Origin of the sequence: Burkholderia metallica (assembly GCF_001718555.1) — a bacterium.
Taxonomy (GTDB): Bacteria; Pseudomonadota; Gammaproteobacteria; order Burkholderiales; family Burkholderiaceae; genus Burkholderia; species Burkholderia metallica.
The window spans coordinates 1,805,868-1,821,836 of the sequence record NZ_CP013403.1 but is presented as its reverse complement, the minus strand read 5'-3'; the positions used below and the strand labels follow the sequence as shown (position 1 = coordinate 1,821,836).

At 68.2% G+C, this 15,969-nt stretch carries 13 protein-coding genes; 6 read left to right on the top strand and 7 right to left on the bottom strand.

Annotated features, from left to right (window positions below; all coding sequences use genetic code 11):
* Positions 1-145: 145 nt before the first annotated feature.
* The 3 genes from WJ16_RS27770 to WJ16_RS27760 form a co-directional block, all read right to left on the bottom strand.
* Positions 146-904, bottom strand: a complete 759-nt coding sequence (locus tag WJ16_RS27770; RefSeq protein ID WP_069260220.1) for an SDR family oxidoreductase — start codon at positions 902-904, stop codon at positions 146-148.
* A gap of 249 nt (positions 905-1,153) precedes the next feature.
* Positions 1,154-2,095 carry an alpha/beta hydrolase gene (locus tag WJ16_RS27765; protein ID WP_069260219.1) on the bottom strand — a complete coding sequence of 314 codons (942 nt, stop codon included), beginning with the start codon at positions 2,093-2,095 and terminating at the stop codon, positions 1,154-1,156.
* A 61-nt stretch (positions 2,096-2,156) separates the two neighbouring features.
* On the bottom strand, positions 2,157-3,257 hold the full coding sequence (locus WJ16_RS27760) for an OpgC domain-containing protein (protein ID WP_069261172.1): 1,101 nt from the start codon (positions 3,255-3,257) through the stop codon (positions 2,157-2,159).
* Between the two features lie 379 nt (positions 3,258-3,636).
* On the opposite strand from WJ16_RS27760, the gene WJ16_RS27755 reads away from it, so the two are divergent.
* Positions 3,637-4,791: a porin gene (locus tag WJ16_RS27755; RefSeq protein WP_069260218.1), complete on the top strand. Its 1,155-nt coding sequence runs from the start codon at positions 3,637-3,639 to the stop codon at positions 4,789-4,791.
* Positions 4,792-4,840: 49 nt separating this feature from the next.
* Here WJ16_RS27755 and WJ16_RS27750 read toward each other — a convergent pair whose 3' ends face one another.
* Positions 4,841-5,752, bottom strand: a complete 912-nt coding sequence (locus tag WJ16_RS27750; RefSeq protein ID WP_069260217.1) for a LysR family transcriptional regulator — start codon at positions 5,750-5,752, stop codon at positions 4,841-4,843.
* A 139-nt stretch (positions 5,753-5,891) separates the two neighbouring features.
* Between WJ16_RS27750 and WJ16_RS27745 the strand changes: the two genes are divergently transcribed.
* Positions 5,892-6,908 (top strand): aldo/keto reductase, encoded by a 1,017-nt coding sequence (locus WJ16_RS27745; RefSeq protein ID WP_069260216.1) that lies wholly within the window; start codon positions 5,892-5,894, stop codon positions 6,906-6,908.
* Positions 6,909-7,202: 294 nt separating this feature from the next.
* Complete coding sequence (locus WJ16_RS27740) at positions 7,203-7,943, top strand: sulfite exporter TauE/SafE family protein (protein ID WP_069260215.1); 741 nt, start codon at positions 7,203-7,205, stop codon at positions 7,941-7,943.
* 114 nt (positions 7,944-8,057) lie between these two features.
* Here WJ16_RS27740 and WJ16_RS27735 read toward each other — a convergent pair whose 3' ends face one another.
* The 3 genes from WJ16_RS27735 to WJ16_RS27725 form a co-directional block, all read right to left on the bottom strand.
* The gene (locus WJ16_RS27735; RefSeq protein WP_069260214.1) at positions 8,058-10,229 is read right to left on the bottom strand and encodes a hypothetical protein; all 2,172 of its coding nucleotides are present in this window, start codon (positions 10,227-10,229) and stop codon (positions 8,058-8,060) included.
* A 495-nt stretch (positions 10,230-10,724) separates the two neighbouring features.
* Positions 10,725-11,111 carry an ester cyclase gene (locus WJ16_RS27730; RefSeq protein WP_069260213.1) on the bottom strand — a complete coding sequence of 129 codons (387 nt, stop codon included), beginning with the start codon at positions 11,109-11,111 and terminating at the stop codon, positions 10,725-10,727.
* 441 nt (positions 11,112-11,552) lie between these two features.
* Entirely contained in the window at positions 11,553-12,449 is an 897-nt protein-coding gene (locus tag WJ16_RS27725) for a LysR substrate-binding domain-containing protein (RefSeq protein ID WP_069260212.1), read from the bottom strand.
* A gap of 535 nt (positions 12,450-12,984) precedes the next feature.
* On the opposite strand from WJ16_RS27725, the gene WJ16_RS27720 reads away from it, so the two are divergent.
* From WJ16_RS27720 to WJ16_RS27710, 3 genes are all read left to right on the top strand, one after another.
* On the top strand, positions 12,985-13,857 hold the full coding sequence (locus WJ16_RS27720) for a peptidoglycan DD-metalloendopeptidase family protein (RefSeq protein ID WP_069260211.1): 873 nt from the start codon (positions 12,985-12,987) through the stop codon (positions 13,855-13,857).
* 197 nt (positions 13,858-14,054) lie between these two features.
* Positions 14,055-14,954, top strand: a complete 900-nt coding sequence (bla, locus tag WJ16_RS27715) for a class A beta-lactamase (protein WP_069260210.1) — start codon at positions 14,055-14,057, stop codon at positions 14,952-14,954.
* A 104-nt stretch (positions 14,955-15,058) separates the two neighbouring features.
* Entirely contained in the window at positions 15,059-15,931 is an 873-nt protein-coding gene (locus WJ16_RS27710; RefSeq protein ID WP_069260209.1) for a LysR substrate-binding domain-containing protein, read from the top strand.
* Positions 15,932-15,969: the final 38 nt, after the last annotated feature.

The window sequence follows — 15,969 nt, the reverse complement described above, 5'->3', positions numbered from 1 at the left end:
AGTTGCGTTTCCAGTGCGCGCGCACGCTCGGCACCGCGCACTACGCACTCCTAACCCGACAATCCAACGCTCGCCCACGCAATCGTCCGCGACTGGCTCGCATAAGCCGCGCGACGGCGTGCATCGATTGCCGTGCGTTGCGCGCTTATCCCCGGCCGACGAACGGCATGGCCGTCGCCATGATCGTCATGTTCAGGATGTTCGTGTCGAGCGGCAGGTTCGCCATCTGGACGATCGCGTTCGCGACATGCGCGACGTCCATGCGCGCTTCGGGCGCGAGGCTGCCGTCGGCTTGCGGAACGCCTTGCGTCATCCGTTCCGTGAGCGACGTCGCCGCGTTGCCGATGTCGATCTGGCCGCACGCGATGTTGTACCGGCGGCCGTCGAGCGCCAGCGATTTGGTGATCCCGGTCACCGCGTGCTTGGTGGCCGTGTACGCGATCGTGTCGGGGCGCGGCGCGTGAGCGGAGATCGAACCGTTGTTGATGATCCGGCCACCCTGCGGCGTTTGCGCTTTCATCAGGCGCCACGCGGCCCGCGCGCACAGAAAGACGCCGGTCAGGTTCGTCGCGACGACGCCGTTCCACACGTCGAGATCGTATTCGTCGAGAGAAACCGGCGGCGCGTTGCGTCCGGCGTTGTTGAACAGCACGTCGAGCCGGCCGAACTGCTGCGCGATCTGCGCAAACGCGCGGTCGACCGATGCTTCATCGGTGACGTCTGCGGGAAACACGTGCGCGTCGCCGCCGGCCGCGCGGATCGCGTGCTGGGTTTCGCGCAGCGATTGCTCCGTGCGGCCGAGCAGCGCGACGGTGAACCCCGCTGCGGCGAGCGCGACGGCCGCCGCGCGACCGATGCCGGAGCCGGCGCCCGTGACGGCTGCGAACTTCTTCGAGATTGACATGGCGTGATGTCCTGCGGGTTGAATGACAGGTGAGGCTGGGGATGAGCGTTGACCTTGCCGCTTCGCCAATGTAGTCGAAATGCGCGGCGGAGAGCCGAACGAACGACAGGGCGGCACGTGGCTGTGAGTCCGCTATCTCGAGCCCGACGTCAGGCGCGACAAATGTGCCGGGAGGGCGGATCGACGGCCGGCGGCCCGTCGGTCACCGGCCAGCCTGACGAAAACGGGCGGCGCAGCGCCCGCCCGCCGTCACTTCACGCATTCGAGCGCGTACTTCAACCCCGGCCCGAGCAAGCCGCGCCAGACGTCCCACGTATGCCCGCCGTCGACGATGCGCAGTTCGGCCGGATTCTGCGCGCGGCGCAGCTGCGTGTACAGCACGCTCGATTCGGCCTGGATCGTCAGGTCGTCGTCGCCGGCCGCGATGAACATCGGGATCCGCCAGCTGCGCGCGAAATAGCCGCGCATCAGCGCCGGGTAGTTGAGCTCGTGCCACACGCGCGGGTCGAACTGCCGCTCGCCGAATACGCCGACGTAGCGCGCGGCGGAATTGAGCGGCGGCTCGTTCGCGTAGATCGCGGGGCTCAGCAGCATCGCGCCGCAGAACAGCCCCGGTTCGAGCAGCGAGAAGCGCAGCGCGCCGAAGCCGCCCATCGACACGCCGCCGATCGCGCGGCCCGCGCGCTGGTTCGACACCGCGAAGTGCGCTTCGACTTCGGGCAGCAGGTCGTTGAGGAACGCGCTCTGCATCTTCTCCTTGCGGTCGACGTACCAGTCGGTGCCGCCCTGCGGCATCACGATCACGACGTGCGGAATCTCGCGGCGCTCGATCAGCGTGTCGACGGTGGCCTGCAGCCGCCCCTGCGTGACCCAGTCGTTCGCGTTGCCGGCATTGCCGTGCAACAGGTACATCACCGGGTAGCGCGCGCCTTCCGGGTTGTAGCCGGGCGGCAGGTAGACCGTGTACGACCAGTCGCGCCTGAGCGACGCCGACCGGAACGTGCGCAGCACGACGCTGCTGCCCGGGTTGAGCGCGGGCTCCTGCGCGGCCGACGGGGTCGTCGCGGTCTGCACGGCCGGCGGTGGCGGCGGCGGTGCGGGCGATGCCGCCGGCGCGGGCGGCGTCGCGCGGGCGGCGCCGATGGAGCCGGCGATCAGGGCGAGGGCGAACGGAAGGGCGAGTCGGCGCATGGCGAATCGTTTCAGGAGAGGCGCCGGCTATCGTAGCAGCGGCGCATGACGGCGCGGCGCGTCATCGCCGCGAACGGAGGAGCGGCAGCCGTGCGACGAGCGGCCCGTAGAGTTTGGCGACGAGATACAGCAGGCTGATCGCGACGACGTCGGCGATCAGCCCGAGCTTCACGTCGAGATAGCCTTCGGTCGCCTGGTACAGCAGCGAATCGACCGCGAGCGAGATGCCGGTGCCGGCGACGAAGCAGAGCAGCCCCTGCCGGCCGATCGTGCCGATCCACGGCATCGCGTGCGCGACCTTCTTCATCCAGCCGAGGTGCACGAGCTTGGCCGCGAGCCACGCGATCGCGAGGAAGTTCGCGAGCCGCAGCGCACCGAGGTTCTGCTTGATCGACGGATCGGTCGGAAACGGCTCGATGCGCAGCCGGTAGTACGCGCCGGCCGCGACGATCGCGAGTGCTGCGGCCGTCAGCAGCCAGCCCTGCGGCTTCGGCGCGAGCGTCTGGTAGACGGGCTGGCAGCGCGCGATCACGCCGAGCACGAACAGGAACTGCCACGCGAACGGGTTGAAGTCCCACGGCGCGCCTTCGACGGTCGGCAAAAAGCGCGCGACGTGCGGCGCCGCGTACCACAGCGACCCGCTGAACGCGAGCAGCAGCCACGGCTGCGTGCGGGCGAGCGGCAGCGCGAGCGGGACGAGCAGCGCGAAGAACGCATACATCGGCAGCACCGAGGCGAGGTACGGCTGGCGGCGGAACAGCAGGATGTCGCGCAACGCGGCGAGCGGCTTGTGGAGCAGGCCATCGAGATCGTTGGTCGGCATGTTCGGACCGTCGATCGCGAGCGCGTTCAGCGCGGCCGTGATCAGCAGCATCAGGCCGGCCGTCACGAGGAATGCACGGTAGATCTCGAACGCGCGCCGGATGAAGCGCTGGCGCGCGGCGGCTTCGTCGTGCCGCTCGGCGAGCGAGTTGTACGCGATCGCGGTGGCGAAGCCGCCGAGGAACACGAAGACTTCGGCCGCGTCGCACAGCGCGTACGCGTGCAGCGTCACGCGCGACAGGATGCTGCCGCCGATGTGGTCGACGACGATGACGAGCAGCACGAGGCCGCGGAAGAAATCGAGCTCGGCGTAGCGGCCGGCCCGGGCCGGTGCGGTCATCGGACCGCCTCCCGGCGCGGGGCGCGGGCGCGGCTGGCGCGCACCGCGCATGAATCGGGGTGAAGCATGACTTCGTGAGGAAATGGCGAACGGATGCGCATTGTGCCACCGATGCGACGCCTACCGGGTTTACGCGGATGGCGGGCCCGTGCGCCGCTGCCGATAAGCCGGGTCAGGCCGTTCGCGCAACGGGCAGTTGGACGAGCGCAACGTTTTGCGCACGGTTCATACACCCCGATGGACGGACGATTTGCGACGTGACACCATTTTATCCTCACGCGGCAGCACACCGCGTCGTCCGCCCTGCGGGCCAGCCATACAACAGACCAGACATTCGCCGGACGCTTGCCTCGTCCGGCCCCCGGCTCCGGAGATTCGCATGAAGAAGCACGTCATTTTTGCCGCCGCGCTGGCCGCTTTCGCCGCGCCGGTCTTCGCCCAGAACAGCGTGACGCTGTACGGTGTGATCGACGAAGGCTTCAATTACACGAACAACGTGAACGTCAATGGGGTCGGAAAAACGAATTACCAGCTCGCGAGCGGCTATGCGCAGGGCAGCCGCTGGGGCCTGAAGGGCAGCGAGAATCTCGGCGGCGGGCTGAAGGCGATCTTCACGCTGGAAAACGGGTTCGACGTGAACAACGGCCGGCTCGGCCAGGGCGGCCGCATGTTCGGCCGCCAGGCGTTCGTCGGGCTGAGCGAGTCGCGCTTCGGCACGCTGACGTTCGGCCGCCAGTACGATGCCGTCGTCGACTACCTCGCGCCGCTCACCGCGAACGGCAACTGGGGCGGCACGCTGCTCTCGCACCCGTTCGACAACGACAACACGGACAATTCGTTCCGCGTCAACAACACGGTCAAGTACGCGAGCGCCGACTGGAACGGCCTGACGTTCGGCGGCACGTACAGCTTCAGCAACAGCACCGGCTTCTCGAACAACCGTCAATACAGCCTCGGCGCGCAATATTCGCTGGCCGGGCTGCAGGTCGCCGCCGCGTACCTGCAGGCGAACAACCCGGGTGTCGGCAGCGCCGGCGCGATCACGGCGGACGACGCGAACTTCGTCGCCGACCGCCTGCGGATCTTCGGCGGCGGCGTCAACTACACGTTCGGCCCGGCCACGGTCGGCGTCGTCTACACGAAGACCGACGTGAAGAACCCGGTGTCGACCGTCTACCTGCCGGCCTCGACGTTCGCCGGCCTCGGGCTGACCGCGACGAAATTCCAGAACTTCGAGATCAACGGCAAGTACCAGCTCACGCCCGATTTCTATCTCGGCGCGCAGTACGTGTACACGGACGGCAAGTTCGATGCCGCGGCCGGGTCGTTCAAGCCGAAATACCACACGGTCGGCCTGATGGCCGACTACAGCCTGTCGAAGCGCACCGACGTCTACCTGCAGGGCGCATGGCAGAAGGTTGCCGGCGACAAGACCGGCACGGCGGCCGACGGCGGTTACGTGGTCGGCACGGACGGCCCGTCGTCGTCGTCGAACCAGTTCGCGGTGCGGGCCGCGATCCGCCACAAGTTCTGAGCGTCCGATCGGACGGCGCCGCGGCCGGATGCCGCGGCGTCCGTTGTCGTCATTCCGCGCGCGGCGTGGCGCCGAGCGTTTCGGCGAGCCAGTCGACGAAGATCCGCACGCGCGGCGCGAGATGCCGGCCGGTCGGAAACACCACCGACACCGGCAGCGGTTCGGCATTCCATTCCGGCAGCACTTCGACCAGCGAGCCGTCGGCGAGCAGCGGGCCGAGCCCTTCGCGCGGCGCCTGGATCAGCCCGAGGCCCGCGAGACAGCACGCGAGATACGCCTGCGAACTGTTGACCGACACGACGCTGCGCATCTTGAGCGTGTGCAGCTCGCCCGAATCCATGTCCGCATATTCCCAGTCCAGCTCGCGGCCCGTGCGGCTCGAGAAATAGCCGACCGCGACGTGGTCCGGCAGCTCGTCCGGCGAGCGCGGGGTGCCGTACCGCTCGAGATACGCGGGCGCCGCGCAGTTGATCTGCGCGAGTTCGCCGATGCGCCGCGCGACGAGCGACGTGTCGGACATCGCGCCGACCCGCACCGCGCAGTCGATGCCGTCGGCGACGAGATCGACGAAGCGGTCGGTCGTGCCGATCACGATGCGCAGGTCGGGATAGCGCGCGTGGAAATCCGGTAGCGCCGGAATCACCTGGTTCAGCGCGAAGCGTTCGGGCAGGTCGACGCGGATCGCGCCGCGCGGCGCCGTGCCGGCGTCCTCGAACAGCGTTTCCGCATCCTCGAGATCGGCCAGCAAGCGCGTGCAGCGCTCGTAATACGTCGCGCCCTCGACCGTCAGCGCGACGCGCCGCGTCGTGCGCTGCAGCAGGCGGACGGCCAGGTGCCTTTCCAGATACTGGACGGCGTTGCTGACCGTCGGGCGCGGCAGTTGCAGTTGTTCGGCCGCTTTCGTGAAGCTGCCGAGATGGGCGACGCGCGCGAAGATGCGCATTGCTTGCAGATGATCCATGCGGGGTGAGTGCGCGGGTGGAGAAGGCAGGCTCCATTGTTAATCAACGTTGAATGGTTTGGTTGCGCGTTTCGCGTTTATCGCGCGGCCCGATGCGTCCAGAATCCGGCCTGTTCAGTCATCGATCGAGGACACGGATATGGATACGCGTGAACTGGGCCGTACGGGCCCGCGGGTGTCGGCGCTCGCGCTCGGCTGCATGGGGATGTCGGACTTCTACGGGCCGGCCGACCGCGACGAAAGCATCGCGACGGTGCACGCGGCGCTCGACCACGGCATCACGATGCTCGATACCGGCGATTTTTACGGGATGGGCGACAACGAGATGCTGATCCGCGATGCGCTGCGCGGCCGCGCGCGCGACAGCGTGCTGCTCAGCGTGAAATTCGGTGCGTTGCGCGATCCGGCCGGCGGGTTCGCCGGTTACGACGCGCGGCCGGCGGCGATCCGCAACTTCGTCGCGTACTCGCTGAAACGGCTCGGCACCGACTACATCGACATCTACCGGCCCGCGCGCGTCGATCCGGCGGTGCCGATCGAGGAGACGATCGGCGCGATCGCCGATCTCGTGAAGGCCGGGTACGTACGTCATATCGGCCTGTCGGAAGCCGGCGTCGACACGATCCGCCGCGCGGCCGCCGTCGCGCCGATCGCCGACCTGCAGATCGAATATTCGCTGCTGTCGCGCGGGATCGAGGCCGCGATCCTGCCCGCGTGCCGCGAACTCGGGATCGGCGTGACCGCGTACGGCGTGCTGTCGCGCGGGCTGCTCGGCGGCCAATGGAGCACGACACGGCAGGCCGCGCGCGATTTCCGCGCGGCGAGCCCGCGCTTCCAGGGCGAGAACCTCGCGCACAACCTCGAGCTTGTCGACGCGCTGCGGGCAGTCGCCGACGAGAAGGGCAGCAATCCGGCGCAGGTCGCGATCGCCTGGGTGCTGTCGCGCGGCGACGATATCGTGCCGTTGATCGGCGCGCGCAAGCGCACGCAGCTTCAGGACGCGCTGCAAGCCGCCGATATGCAACTAACGGTCAATGATATCGAGCGCATCGAAGCGGCGGTTCCCGCCGGGGCGGCTGCCGGTGCGCGTTATCCGGCCGCACAGATGGCCCACCTCGACAGCGAGCAGGCGCGGGGGCCCGCTCACGGGGATTGATCGGCCGGGATCGGCTGCCGTTTCGGAATCAGGCTTTCCGTGCGGCTGCGGTCCGGATTCGGGCGTCGGGGCGAGCTTGGGCAACCCGGGCGGTGCATGGCCCGGGCCCGCCTGCGTCGATGCCGGCGGCGCGTGTTGCGCCTGCATGCGGTGCGGCGGCCCATCGGCCCACCGGCCCGCCCCCGCGCCGGCTCCGCCCGGCAAGCCCTAGCCAGCCTCAGGCAAAACCAGATGGCGGGCGGCGCGATCGCGGTTCACCATCGGCGCCGTACTCGACCTGACGGAACGCCTTTCATGCCCATTCATACGCTGACGATCATCGCCGTGGTTTTCCTGCTGGCCGGTGCGGTCAAGGGAATGATCGGGCTCGGGCTGCCGACGATCGCGATGGGGCTGCTGACGCTCGCGATGCCGCCGTCGGCCGCCGCAAGCCTGTTGCTCGTGCCGTCGTTCGTCACCAACGTGTGGCAGTTGTGGCTCGGCCCGTCGTTCGGGCCGCTGCTGCGCCGGCTGTGGCCGCTGCTCGTCGGCCTGACGATCGGCACGCTGACGGGCGGGCTGCCCGCGCTCGCGGCCGGCAGCACCTGGACGCACGCGGCGCTCGGCGTGGTGCTGATCCTGTACGGGCTGTGGGGGCTGGCCGCCGCGCGGCTGCCGGCGCCGGGCCGTCATGAGAAATGGCTGTCGGCCGCGGTCGGCTACCTGACGGGTGTCGTGACGGCCGCGACCGGCGTGTTCGTGGTGCCTGCCGTGCCGTACCTGCAGGCGTTGCGGCTGTCGAAGGACGATCTGATCCAGGCGCTCGGGCTGTCGTTTACCGCGTCGACGATCGCGCTCGGGCTGCAGTTGCGCGTGACGGGCGCGCTGGAGACGGTCGATCTCGGCGTGTCGGCACTGGCGCTCGTGCCGGCGCTGGCGGGCATGGCCGGCGGGCAATATGCGCGGCGCGTGATGAGCGAGCAGGCGTTCAAGCGCTGCTTCTTCGTCGGACTGATCGCGCTGGGTGCGTATATGGCGGCGTCGGGCTGGCTGTGAGCGGGCGTCGCAGGCGATGCGAGAGGCCCGCGTCCGTCCGTGACGATCCCGAAGCCGGTTTCAGCGGCAACCGGCTTCGGGAGTCTGCGGCGGACCTGCGTTACACCGTTGCGCTCAAGCCGGATCGGCGTACTTCAGCGTCCACCCGAACGTGCGGGTCGCGCCCGCGCCGAGGGCGAACGGCTTCGTCGTACATGCGAAGTTCGAATGCAGCTGGCCGATCGGCGTCGTCGACAGCGGATTCGTCGTGCCGTTCGCCGTGTCGAAGGCGGACAGCGCGCAGTGGTCGAACCCGGACGCCGCATAGCCGGTCGCGGCGCTGTTCGCGTACGTGACCGACGCGCCGTCGCCGTTGGCCTGCGTCGACGCGAAATCCGCGAACGACGTGAAGTCCGTTTCGACCGACAGGTTGCCGGCGAGCGTGCCCGTGCTCAGCGTATCGCTGCGCGAGACCGAGCCGTGCGCGAACGTCAGCACGGTATGCACCTGCAGGTCGAGATCCGTCGTGTACGCCGCGTTCTTCGACGCGAGCCGGAACTTCGCGGTGTCGAACGACACGATCACCTGCCCGTTGGCTTGCTGCACGTTCAGGTTCTTGTAGTACGTGACGGGAATGTAGGTCTTCCCGTTGTACGACACCTGCGGCACCAGCAGCGCGTAGCCGAGATCGGTCGTGCCGTAGATCAGCTTGTCGGAGAACGGCACCGGGTAGTACGGCGTGTACGAGTTGTAGTCGGGCGCCTGGCTGAGATTCAGGTTGATCACGCGCCGGCCGTCGCGCACGGTGACGAGTGCCGCGCTGTACGGATGCGCGGTGTCGCCCGGCTGGTTGTACCAGGTGAGCGTGTAGTGCGGCAGCGCGTCGAGCCACGCGCCGTAGTCCGTATCGGCCATCGGCGCCTTGCCGCCGAAGCCGAGCTTGTTCCACCACGCGTTCACGTACAGGTACTGGTGCAGCAGGCTGAAGTTCTCGCCCATCACGCGCGGCTTGCCGCGATACGCATCCGTGCCGCGGCCCTTGACCCACATGTTCACCGACGGCGTGGGCAGCGACGGGTCGTACCAGTACGTGTCGAAACGCCGCGCGGCCTGGTAGATGAACGTGTACGCGACCTGCTTCTCCTGGTCGGTCAGCACGCCGGCGTTGGCCGCGGCCGTCAGCACCTCCATGAACGCCGAATCGCCGTACGGGCCGATCGAGCGGCCGTAGTTGAAGCCCTGGCCGTCCGCGTTCAACTGCGGCAGGATCAGGTCGACCGACTTGCGCAAGTAGCCCTTCAGTTCGGGCGTGAGGTTCGCCTCGTTGCCCATCTCGAACGTGCGCTCGGTCACTTCGCCGATCAGCAGCGTGCTGTAGCGGTCGAAGCGCGCCTGGTCGTAGTAGGTCGTGTGCGTGTTCGACGCTTCGTCCGAGAACCCGCCCGACGAATCGTTGCGGATGTGGTTCGTGAGCGTGTACAGCAGCGCGTCGCGCGCACCCATCGTCGCGACCGACGGATCGGTCTTCGACGCGAACGACGGGCTGCTCCAGCCGAGCTTCTGGCGCAGCCCGGCGATTCCGTAGGACACCGCATAGTAGTTCTGCGCGGTGTTGAGCGACGCGATGTCGATCGGCGTGCCGGCCGCCGGGCACGTATCGGTCTTGCCGCTCGCATCGGGGCCGAACATGTCGCAGAAGGTGAGCCGCTGCTGCAGCGTCGCGAGCATCGCGTCGCTGAACACTTCGTTGAGCATCCCGTGCGCCTTCAGGTTGTTCAGCGCGACGAGGTAGTAGTACTCGCCCCACGACGTGTTCGCATACGTGTAGTTGCCGCCCGACTGCGCCATCATCGCGGTCGTGATCGTCCGGTACGTCGCGAGGTAGCTCGCGTACTGCGGATCGTTCTTCGACTTCATGTCGATCAGGATGTACGACAGGCCGAGCGCGAGCTTGCCCGGCAGGAATTTGTCGCCGGTGTTCGTGTCGAGCACGTGGACGGGCGTGCCGTCGCCGAGATCCATCACGACCTGCGTGAAGTCGGGCGATTTCCGGATCAGGTCGAACAGCGCGCGCATCTGGCCCATCATCGTGACCGGAACGTTCGTGCCGGCCGGCACGCTGGTGTCGGGCGCGCCGTAGACGAGCGCCTGCAGCGAATTGGGTGCGAGCGACGGCGCCGTGGTCGGGGGCGCTGAAGGCGACGACGGCGGCGTGTCGGTCACGTCGTTGCCGCCGCATGCGCTGACGAACAGGACGGAAAGGGCGCTGAGCGCGGCGCCGAGCGCGAATCTGCTGCGCGAATGCATTGTGTCTCCAGTTTCGAATAGTGGTGAAGGACGGGCGGGTATGGCCGTCGCCGCGCTCGATGCCCGTACCCGGCCGCCGCCTTGCAACCCTGATCCCTGAAGACGGACGGCCTGAATCACTTATCGAGCGGGCAAGCGTTCTCCCTGCGCGGGCCGTGGCCGGCGTCGCGCGGTAGCATTGGAAAACGTTTTCCAAATTTAGGCCGCGACTGGGGCAATGTCAATGAACTTTCATGCTGGACGGGGCGGGAAAAACCCGGATGGTGGGAAGTCGGGCGCGGTGCGTGAGATTGGAATGCTGCGATATTTACCGGGATTTGTTCCGGATTTGAAAGGCGGCGGCGAAGGGTGCCGATTCGGCCGTGACGTCCGGAAGGAATTTTCGAGGAGGCACGTTCACGCGATTGTGATGGAAAACGTTATCCGAAAGGCTTGAGCCAAATGCGACCGAGATGGGGGGCAACGGCGACGGGCAGTCAGGCCGTTCCGGCAACGCTAGAGCTGTGTCTCGATCGTCGCCTTGTCGATCACCGACCAGACCTGCCGGATCTTGCCGTCATGAAATTCGTAGAACACGTTCTCGCAGAACGTGACCTTCCGGCCGTCGATGGCGAGGCCCATGAACGTGCCTTTTGGCGAACATGAGAAGCGAAGCCGGCATGCGACGCGCGGCGGCTCGCACACGAGCAGCCGGATGTCGAAACGCAGATCGGGAATGTCGCGGAAGTCCTGTTCCAGCATCGCGCGGTAACCGGGCAGGCCCAGCGGCCGGTCGTTGTGGATCACGTTATCGGAGACGTATTCGCCGAGCGCCGGCCAGTCTTGCCGGTTCAGGCAGTCGATGTACGCGCGGTAGCGGGTCGCGAGATCGGTTTCGGTCATCGTTGCTTCTCCCGAAGTTTCGACAGGCGGTGCGAGGTCTCGCGCCGCCGCGTGATGCGCCGCGGTGTTGCATGCGCTGCTGCCGTGGCGCGCTCGACGCGGTTCGCCGGCAGCCTGTGCTCTCGCGCGATCGCGATGCAATCGCGGCCGTGCGCCACCCGAGCGCGCGCTCGGCGAGTTGCGCGGCCGTCGCCTCGCGCCACGGTTCGAACCCGTGTTCGGGTTCGTCGGTGGCCCGCGTGGGACGAGGGGCGGGCCGTTCGTGAACCGCCACGACGTTGCGCGTGGCTGCCTTTAGTCGCCGCTCGATGAAGCGCATCGCGATCGACTTGCCGGAACCCATGAAGCCTTCGACGATCGCCAGCCGACGGGCAGGAAGGGCAGGTGGATCGCAGGTCACAGGCATGACGTCGGCGCGGGCGGACGCATCGGTACGGCAGGTTACCGCGCCGCCGCCGCGCCCGACAAGAACGCGACGAATTCGCGCGTGTACTTCGGCAGCGCTTCGAACGACCGCGCGCACAGCTTCAGCCGTCGATGGCTCCACGGATCGGACAGCTCGACGAGCCGCACGTCCATCGTCTGCATCGCGCGCTCGGCCGCGTGGCGCGACACGACGCCGATGCCCACGCCGCTGGCGATCACGCGGCAGATCGCGTCGAAGCTCTTCAATTGCACGCGATAGCGGATCCGCTTGCCGAGCGCGCGCGCCTGGTCGGCGAGATGCACCTGCAGCGCGCTGCCGTCGGTGAGGCCGATGAAATCGGCGTCGGCGATCGCGTCGAACGCGACCTCGCGTTGCGACGCGAGCGGATGCGCGGCCGGCACGACGACGATCAGCCAGTCTTCGCGGAACGGCTTCTGTTCGAGCCCGCCGAGCCCGACCGAATCGGCGACGATGCCGACGTCGGCCGTCTTGTTGCGGATCGCGTGCACGATCTCCTGGCTCGAACGCTCCTCGACGCTGATCGACAGCTTCGGATGATGGGGCAGGTAGTCGGCCAGCGCGTCGGGCAGGTATTCGCTCAGCGACGCGGTGTTGCACAGCAGCCGGATATGCCCGCGCAGCCCCTGGCCGTATTGCTGCAGTTCGCCGCGCATGTGGTCGATCTGCTGCAGCACGGTGCGCGCGTGGTGTTCGAGCGCGCGGCCCGCGTCGGTTGCCTGCGCGCCCGACTTGGTTCGGTGCAGCAGCGGCACGCCGAGCTCGTCCTCCATGCCGCGGATGCGCTCGCTCGCGGCCTGCAGCGTGATGTGCGTACGCTCCGCGCCGCTCGTGATCGTGCCGGCTTCGCAGATGTTCAGGAAGAGCCGCAGGTCGGTCAGGTCGAAGCGCATGATGGGTGGGGGCGATCGTGTTGGAATGGCCGATAACTTAGCAGGGAACGGCGGCCGCGGTATCAGGCGCAGCCTGAGACCCGATTCGCCGGTTCCGCATTTTCGGGGCGCGCGCGACGGCGGATCATGGCCGCACATCAACCGGGGAGCCTGTCATGCAGATCGATCCGTCGTGGGGCGTGTCGTTCAAGATCGCGCTGCACCTGCTGTTCCTGTGCATCGGCATCGCGTGGGCGTGTTCCGAATTCGCCGCATGGTTGCGCTGAATCGCGCGGCGCGCGGGTGCTGCGGCGGGCTGCCGAAGCCGTCTCGTGCCTATCGATAGCGCGCCGTCATAGTTTTCCGCAACGAAAATTCTTCCGCTTTTCGCGCAAAAGACCATCAAGTTTTTCCGGATCGGACCGTATTACCGGTAGCGAATGCCGGCCGGCATCCGGTCCGTGATCGTTTGTCATCATTGTTTGCATCCGGTTACACGTCGGCCGTTCCGTTTTTGAGATGCTTGAAAGATTGTCAAACCGGAGTCGGATCGTCCATGAAATCGCGCGAGATTCACCGCAACGCGGCGTGGCTGCCAGGCCTTGCCGCCGTGCTCGTCATGGCCGGTTGTGCAAGCACGCAGACCGTTGCGCCGAGCGACACGCTGGCGGGACCGTCGTCGCCGTCGAGCCAGCCGGTCGCAGCGCCGTCGGCCGCCGCGCCGCCGCCGGCGCCGATTTTCGTTGCACAGAAGTACGTCGTGAAGCGCGGCGACACGCTGACGGGCATCGCGTCCGCGAACGGCTGCAGCGTGGCCGACCTGCGCACGTGGAACAAGCTGGGCGCAAACGGCAGGCTGCGCATGGGGCAGGCGCTGCGCATCGTCAAGCAGCAACCGTTGCCGCCGTCGTCGCCGTCGGATGCGGCCGGTACGCAGGTGGCCGCCTCGTCGGCCGGGAGCGGCGGCGCGACGGGCAGCCGCGCGGCGACGACGCAGGCCGCCGCGTCGAACGCGAGCGATCGTCAGGTCGTCAAGGAAACGAAGCGGCATGCAGGCGGCGTCGCACTCAAGTGGCCCGCGAGCGGCAAGATCGTCGACGGATTCCGGCCGGGGCAGAACCGCGGCATCCAGATCGCCGGCCGGCCGGGCGATCCGGTCCGCGCCGCGGCCGACGGCCGCGTGATGTACGCGGGCACCGGCCTGAACGATTACGGCAGCCTGATCATCGTCCAGCACAACGCGGATTTCCTGACCGCCTATGCGCACAACCGCAAGCTGCTCGTGAAGACGGGCGACATCGTGCGCCAGGGCGACGAGATCGCCGAGATGGGCGACCTCGACAACTCGCGTGTCGCGCTGCTGTTCGAAGTGCGGCGCGACGGCAAGCCGGTCAATCCGATGCCGTATCTGCCTTCGTCGCAAGGGTGACGCCGCGCCGTTTCGCTGGAACGGGGCGGCGGTCGCTGCTACCCTAGGGAGTCCCGCGCTGCGCGGGCCGGCGGCCGTCTTTCGGGGATGCGCGGCGAACGCCGTCGCGGGCCGGCCGCCGGCGGGAACGGGTGCGCTGCATCGACGCGTGCCCGCGTTGCTTCGTGCCACCGATTCCGACAGAACACACCACATTCATGGATCACTCTCCGACACGCCGCTCGCTGTTGCTCGCCGCCGTTGCCGCGCCGTTCGTCGCCGCGTGCACGTCCGCGCCGGTCGCCGACCAGGGGCGCGCCCATACCGCCCAGGCCGAACTGGCCGCGCTCGAGAAGGCCTCGAACGGCCGGCTCGGCGTCGCCGCGCTCGATACGTCGAACGGCGTGCGCATCGCTCACCATGCGCGCGAGCGCTTCCCGCTGTGCGGCACCTACGCGGTCGTCGCGGCCGCCGCGATACTCGCGCGCGGCTCGCTCGACGCGTCGCTGCTGCCGCGCCGCATCCTGTACCGCCGCTATGAAATCGTCGCGGGCTCGCCGATCACGGAAAGCCACGTCGACACCGGCATGACGATCGAGCAGCTGTGCGCGGCGATGCTGCAGTCGGGCGACAAGGGGGCCGGCAACCTGCTGATGGGCGTCCTCGGCGGCCCGCAGGCCGTCACGTCGTTCGCACGCGAAAGCGGTGCCACGTCGTTCCGCCTCGATCACTGGGAGCCCGAACTGAACAACGCCGCGCCCGGCGACGAGCGCGACACGTCGACGCCGGTCGAGATGGCCGACACGCTGCAGCGGCTGCTGCTCGGCAACACGCTGCAGGAGCCGCAACGCGCGCAGCTGACGGCGTGGATGGCCGGCGGCGCGCGCGGCACGACCGGCATCGCGGCGGGCGTGCCGCCCGGCTGGCGCATCGCGGACAAGGCCGGCACGGGCGGTTACGGCACGACGACCGACGTCGCGGTGCTGTGGCCGCCGTCGCGCGCGCCGATCGTGATGGCCGTGTCGTTCACGCAGCCGCAGGCCGCCGCGGCCGCCCGCGCGGACGTCGTCGCGTCGGCGGCGCGCATCGTGGCGGGTGCGCTCACCGCGACCACCTGAGCGTCCCGCCTCGCGCAAAACCGGCGTTTGGCTTATCGTGTCGGACAGCGCGCGCCGGTGCCGGCGCGCGGCCCTTTCGCGCCGTTTTTCCGTTCGTCTTCTCCATGCGCCGACTTCCGCCCCTGCACGCGCTGCAGATCTTCTCGACGGTGGCCCGCCATCGCAGCTTCACGCGCGCGGCCGAGCAGCTGTGCATCACGCAGGGCGCGGTGAGCCGGCAGATCCAGACGCTCGAGGCGCATTACGGTTTTCCGTTGTTCAAGCGGCATGCGAAGGGCCTCACGCTGACGGCGGAAGGCGAGCAGTTGCTGCCGGTCGTCAACGAGAGCTTCGCGCGGATCGAAGACATTTCGATGAAGCTCACGCGGCAGCGCACCGATCTCGCGCTGAAGGTGCCCACCTGCGTGATGCGCTGGATGCTGCCGCGCATCCTGCGCTTCCAGGGCGAGCATCCCGATCTCCACGTGCAGATCACGACGGCGTGGCAGCACGTCGTCGATTTCTCGACCGAGCCGTTCGACGCGGCGGTCGTGTACGGCACGTCGCCGGGTGCGGGCGTGTGCGCGCTGCCCCTCTTCGACGAACGGCTGACGCCCGTGTGCGCGCCCGAGTTGCGGCAGACGGCGCCACTCGACGCGGTCGGCGATCTCGCGCGCCATACGCTGCTGCATCCGACCCGCGACCATCGCGACTGGCGCGCGTGGCTCGATCACGCGGGCGAGCGCGGCGTCGATCCGGCGCGCGGGCCGACGTTCGACACGCTCGATCTCGCGACGAACGCGGCGATGCAGGGCTTCGGCGTCGCGATCGGCGACGTGACGCTCGTCGACGACGACGTCAGTGCGCGCCGGCTCGAGCGGCCGTTCGACATCGTGCTCGAAACGGGCGCACGGTATTTCTTCGTCTATCCCGAGCACATCGGCAACCAGCAGAAGATCCGCGCATTCAGCGACTGGATCGCGCGCCATCGCGACTGACCGGCGCGCGCCACCCGTCGCATGCAGGGCCGGCGAAC

Excerpts from the sequence above, each read along its gene's own strand:
- WJ16_RS27770 (WP_069260220.1), bottom strand. The coding sequence starts at position 904 with ATGTCAATCTCGAAGAAGTTCGCAGCCGTCACGGGCGCCGGCTCCGGC.
- WJ16_RS27765 (WP_069260219.1), bottom strand. The coding sequence starts at position 2,095 with ATGCGCCGACTCGCCCTTCCGTTCGCCCTCGCCCTGATCGCCGGCTCC.
- WJ16_RS27760 (WP_069261172.1), bottom strand. The coding sequence starts at position 3,257 with ATGACCGCACCGGCCCGGGCCGGCCGCTACGCCGAGCTCGATTTCTTC.
- WJ16_RS27755 (WP_069260218.1), top strand. The coding sequence starts at position 3,637 with ATGAAGAAGCACGTCATTTTTGCCGCCGCGCTGGCCGCTTTCGCCGCG.
- WJ16_RS27750 (WP_069260217.1), bottom strand. The coding sequence starts at position 5,752 with ATGGATCATCTGCAAGCAATGCGCATCTTCGCGCGCGTCGCCCATCTC.
- WJ16_RS27745 (WP_069260216.1), top strand. The coding sequence starts at position 5,892 with ATGGATACGCGTGAACTGGGCCGTACGGGCCCGCGGGTGTCGGCGCTC.
- WJ16_RS27740 (WP_069260215.1), top strand. The coding sequence starts at position 7,203 with ATGCCCATTCATACGCTGACGATCATCGCCGTGGTTTTCCTGCTGGCC.
- WJ16_RS27735 (WP_069260214.1), bottom strand. The coding sequence starts at position 10,229 with ATGCATTCGCGCAGCAGATTCGCGCTCGGCGCCGCGCTCAGCGCCCTT.
- WJ16_RS27730 (WP_069260213.1), bottom strand. The coding sequence starts at position 11,111 with ATGACCGAAACCGATCTCGCGACCCGCTACCGCGCGTACATCGACTGC.
- WJ16_RS27725 (WP_069260212.1), bottom strand. The coding sequence starts at position 12,449 with ATGCGCTTCGACCTGACCGACCTGCGGCTCTTCCTGAACATCTGCGAA.
- WJ16_RS27720 (WP_069260211.1), top strand. The coding sequence starts at position 12,985 with ATGAAATCGCGCGAGATTCACCGCAACGCGGCGTGGCTGCCAGGCCTT.
- bla (WP_069260210.1), top strand. The coding sequence starts at position 14,055 with ATGGATCACTCTCCGACACGCCGCTCGCTGTTGCTCGCCGCCGTTGCC.
- WJ16_RS27710 (WP_069260209.1), top strand. The coding sequence starts at position 15,059 with ATGCGCCGACTTCCGCCCCTGCACGCGCTGCAGATCTTCTCGACGGTG.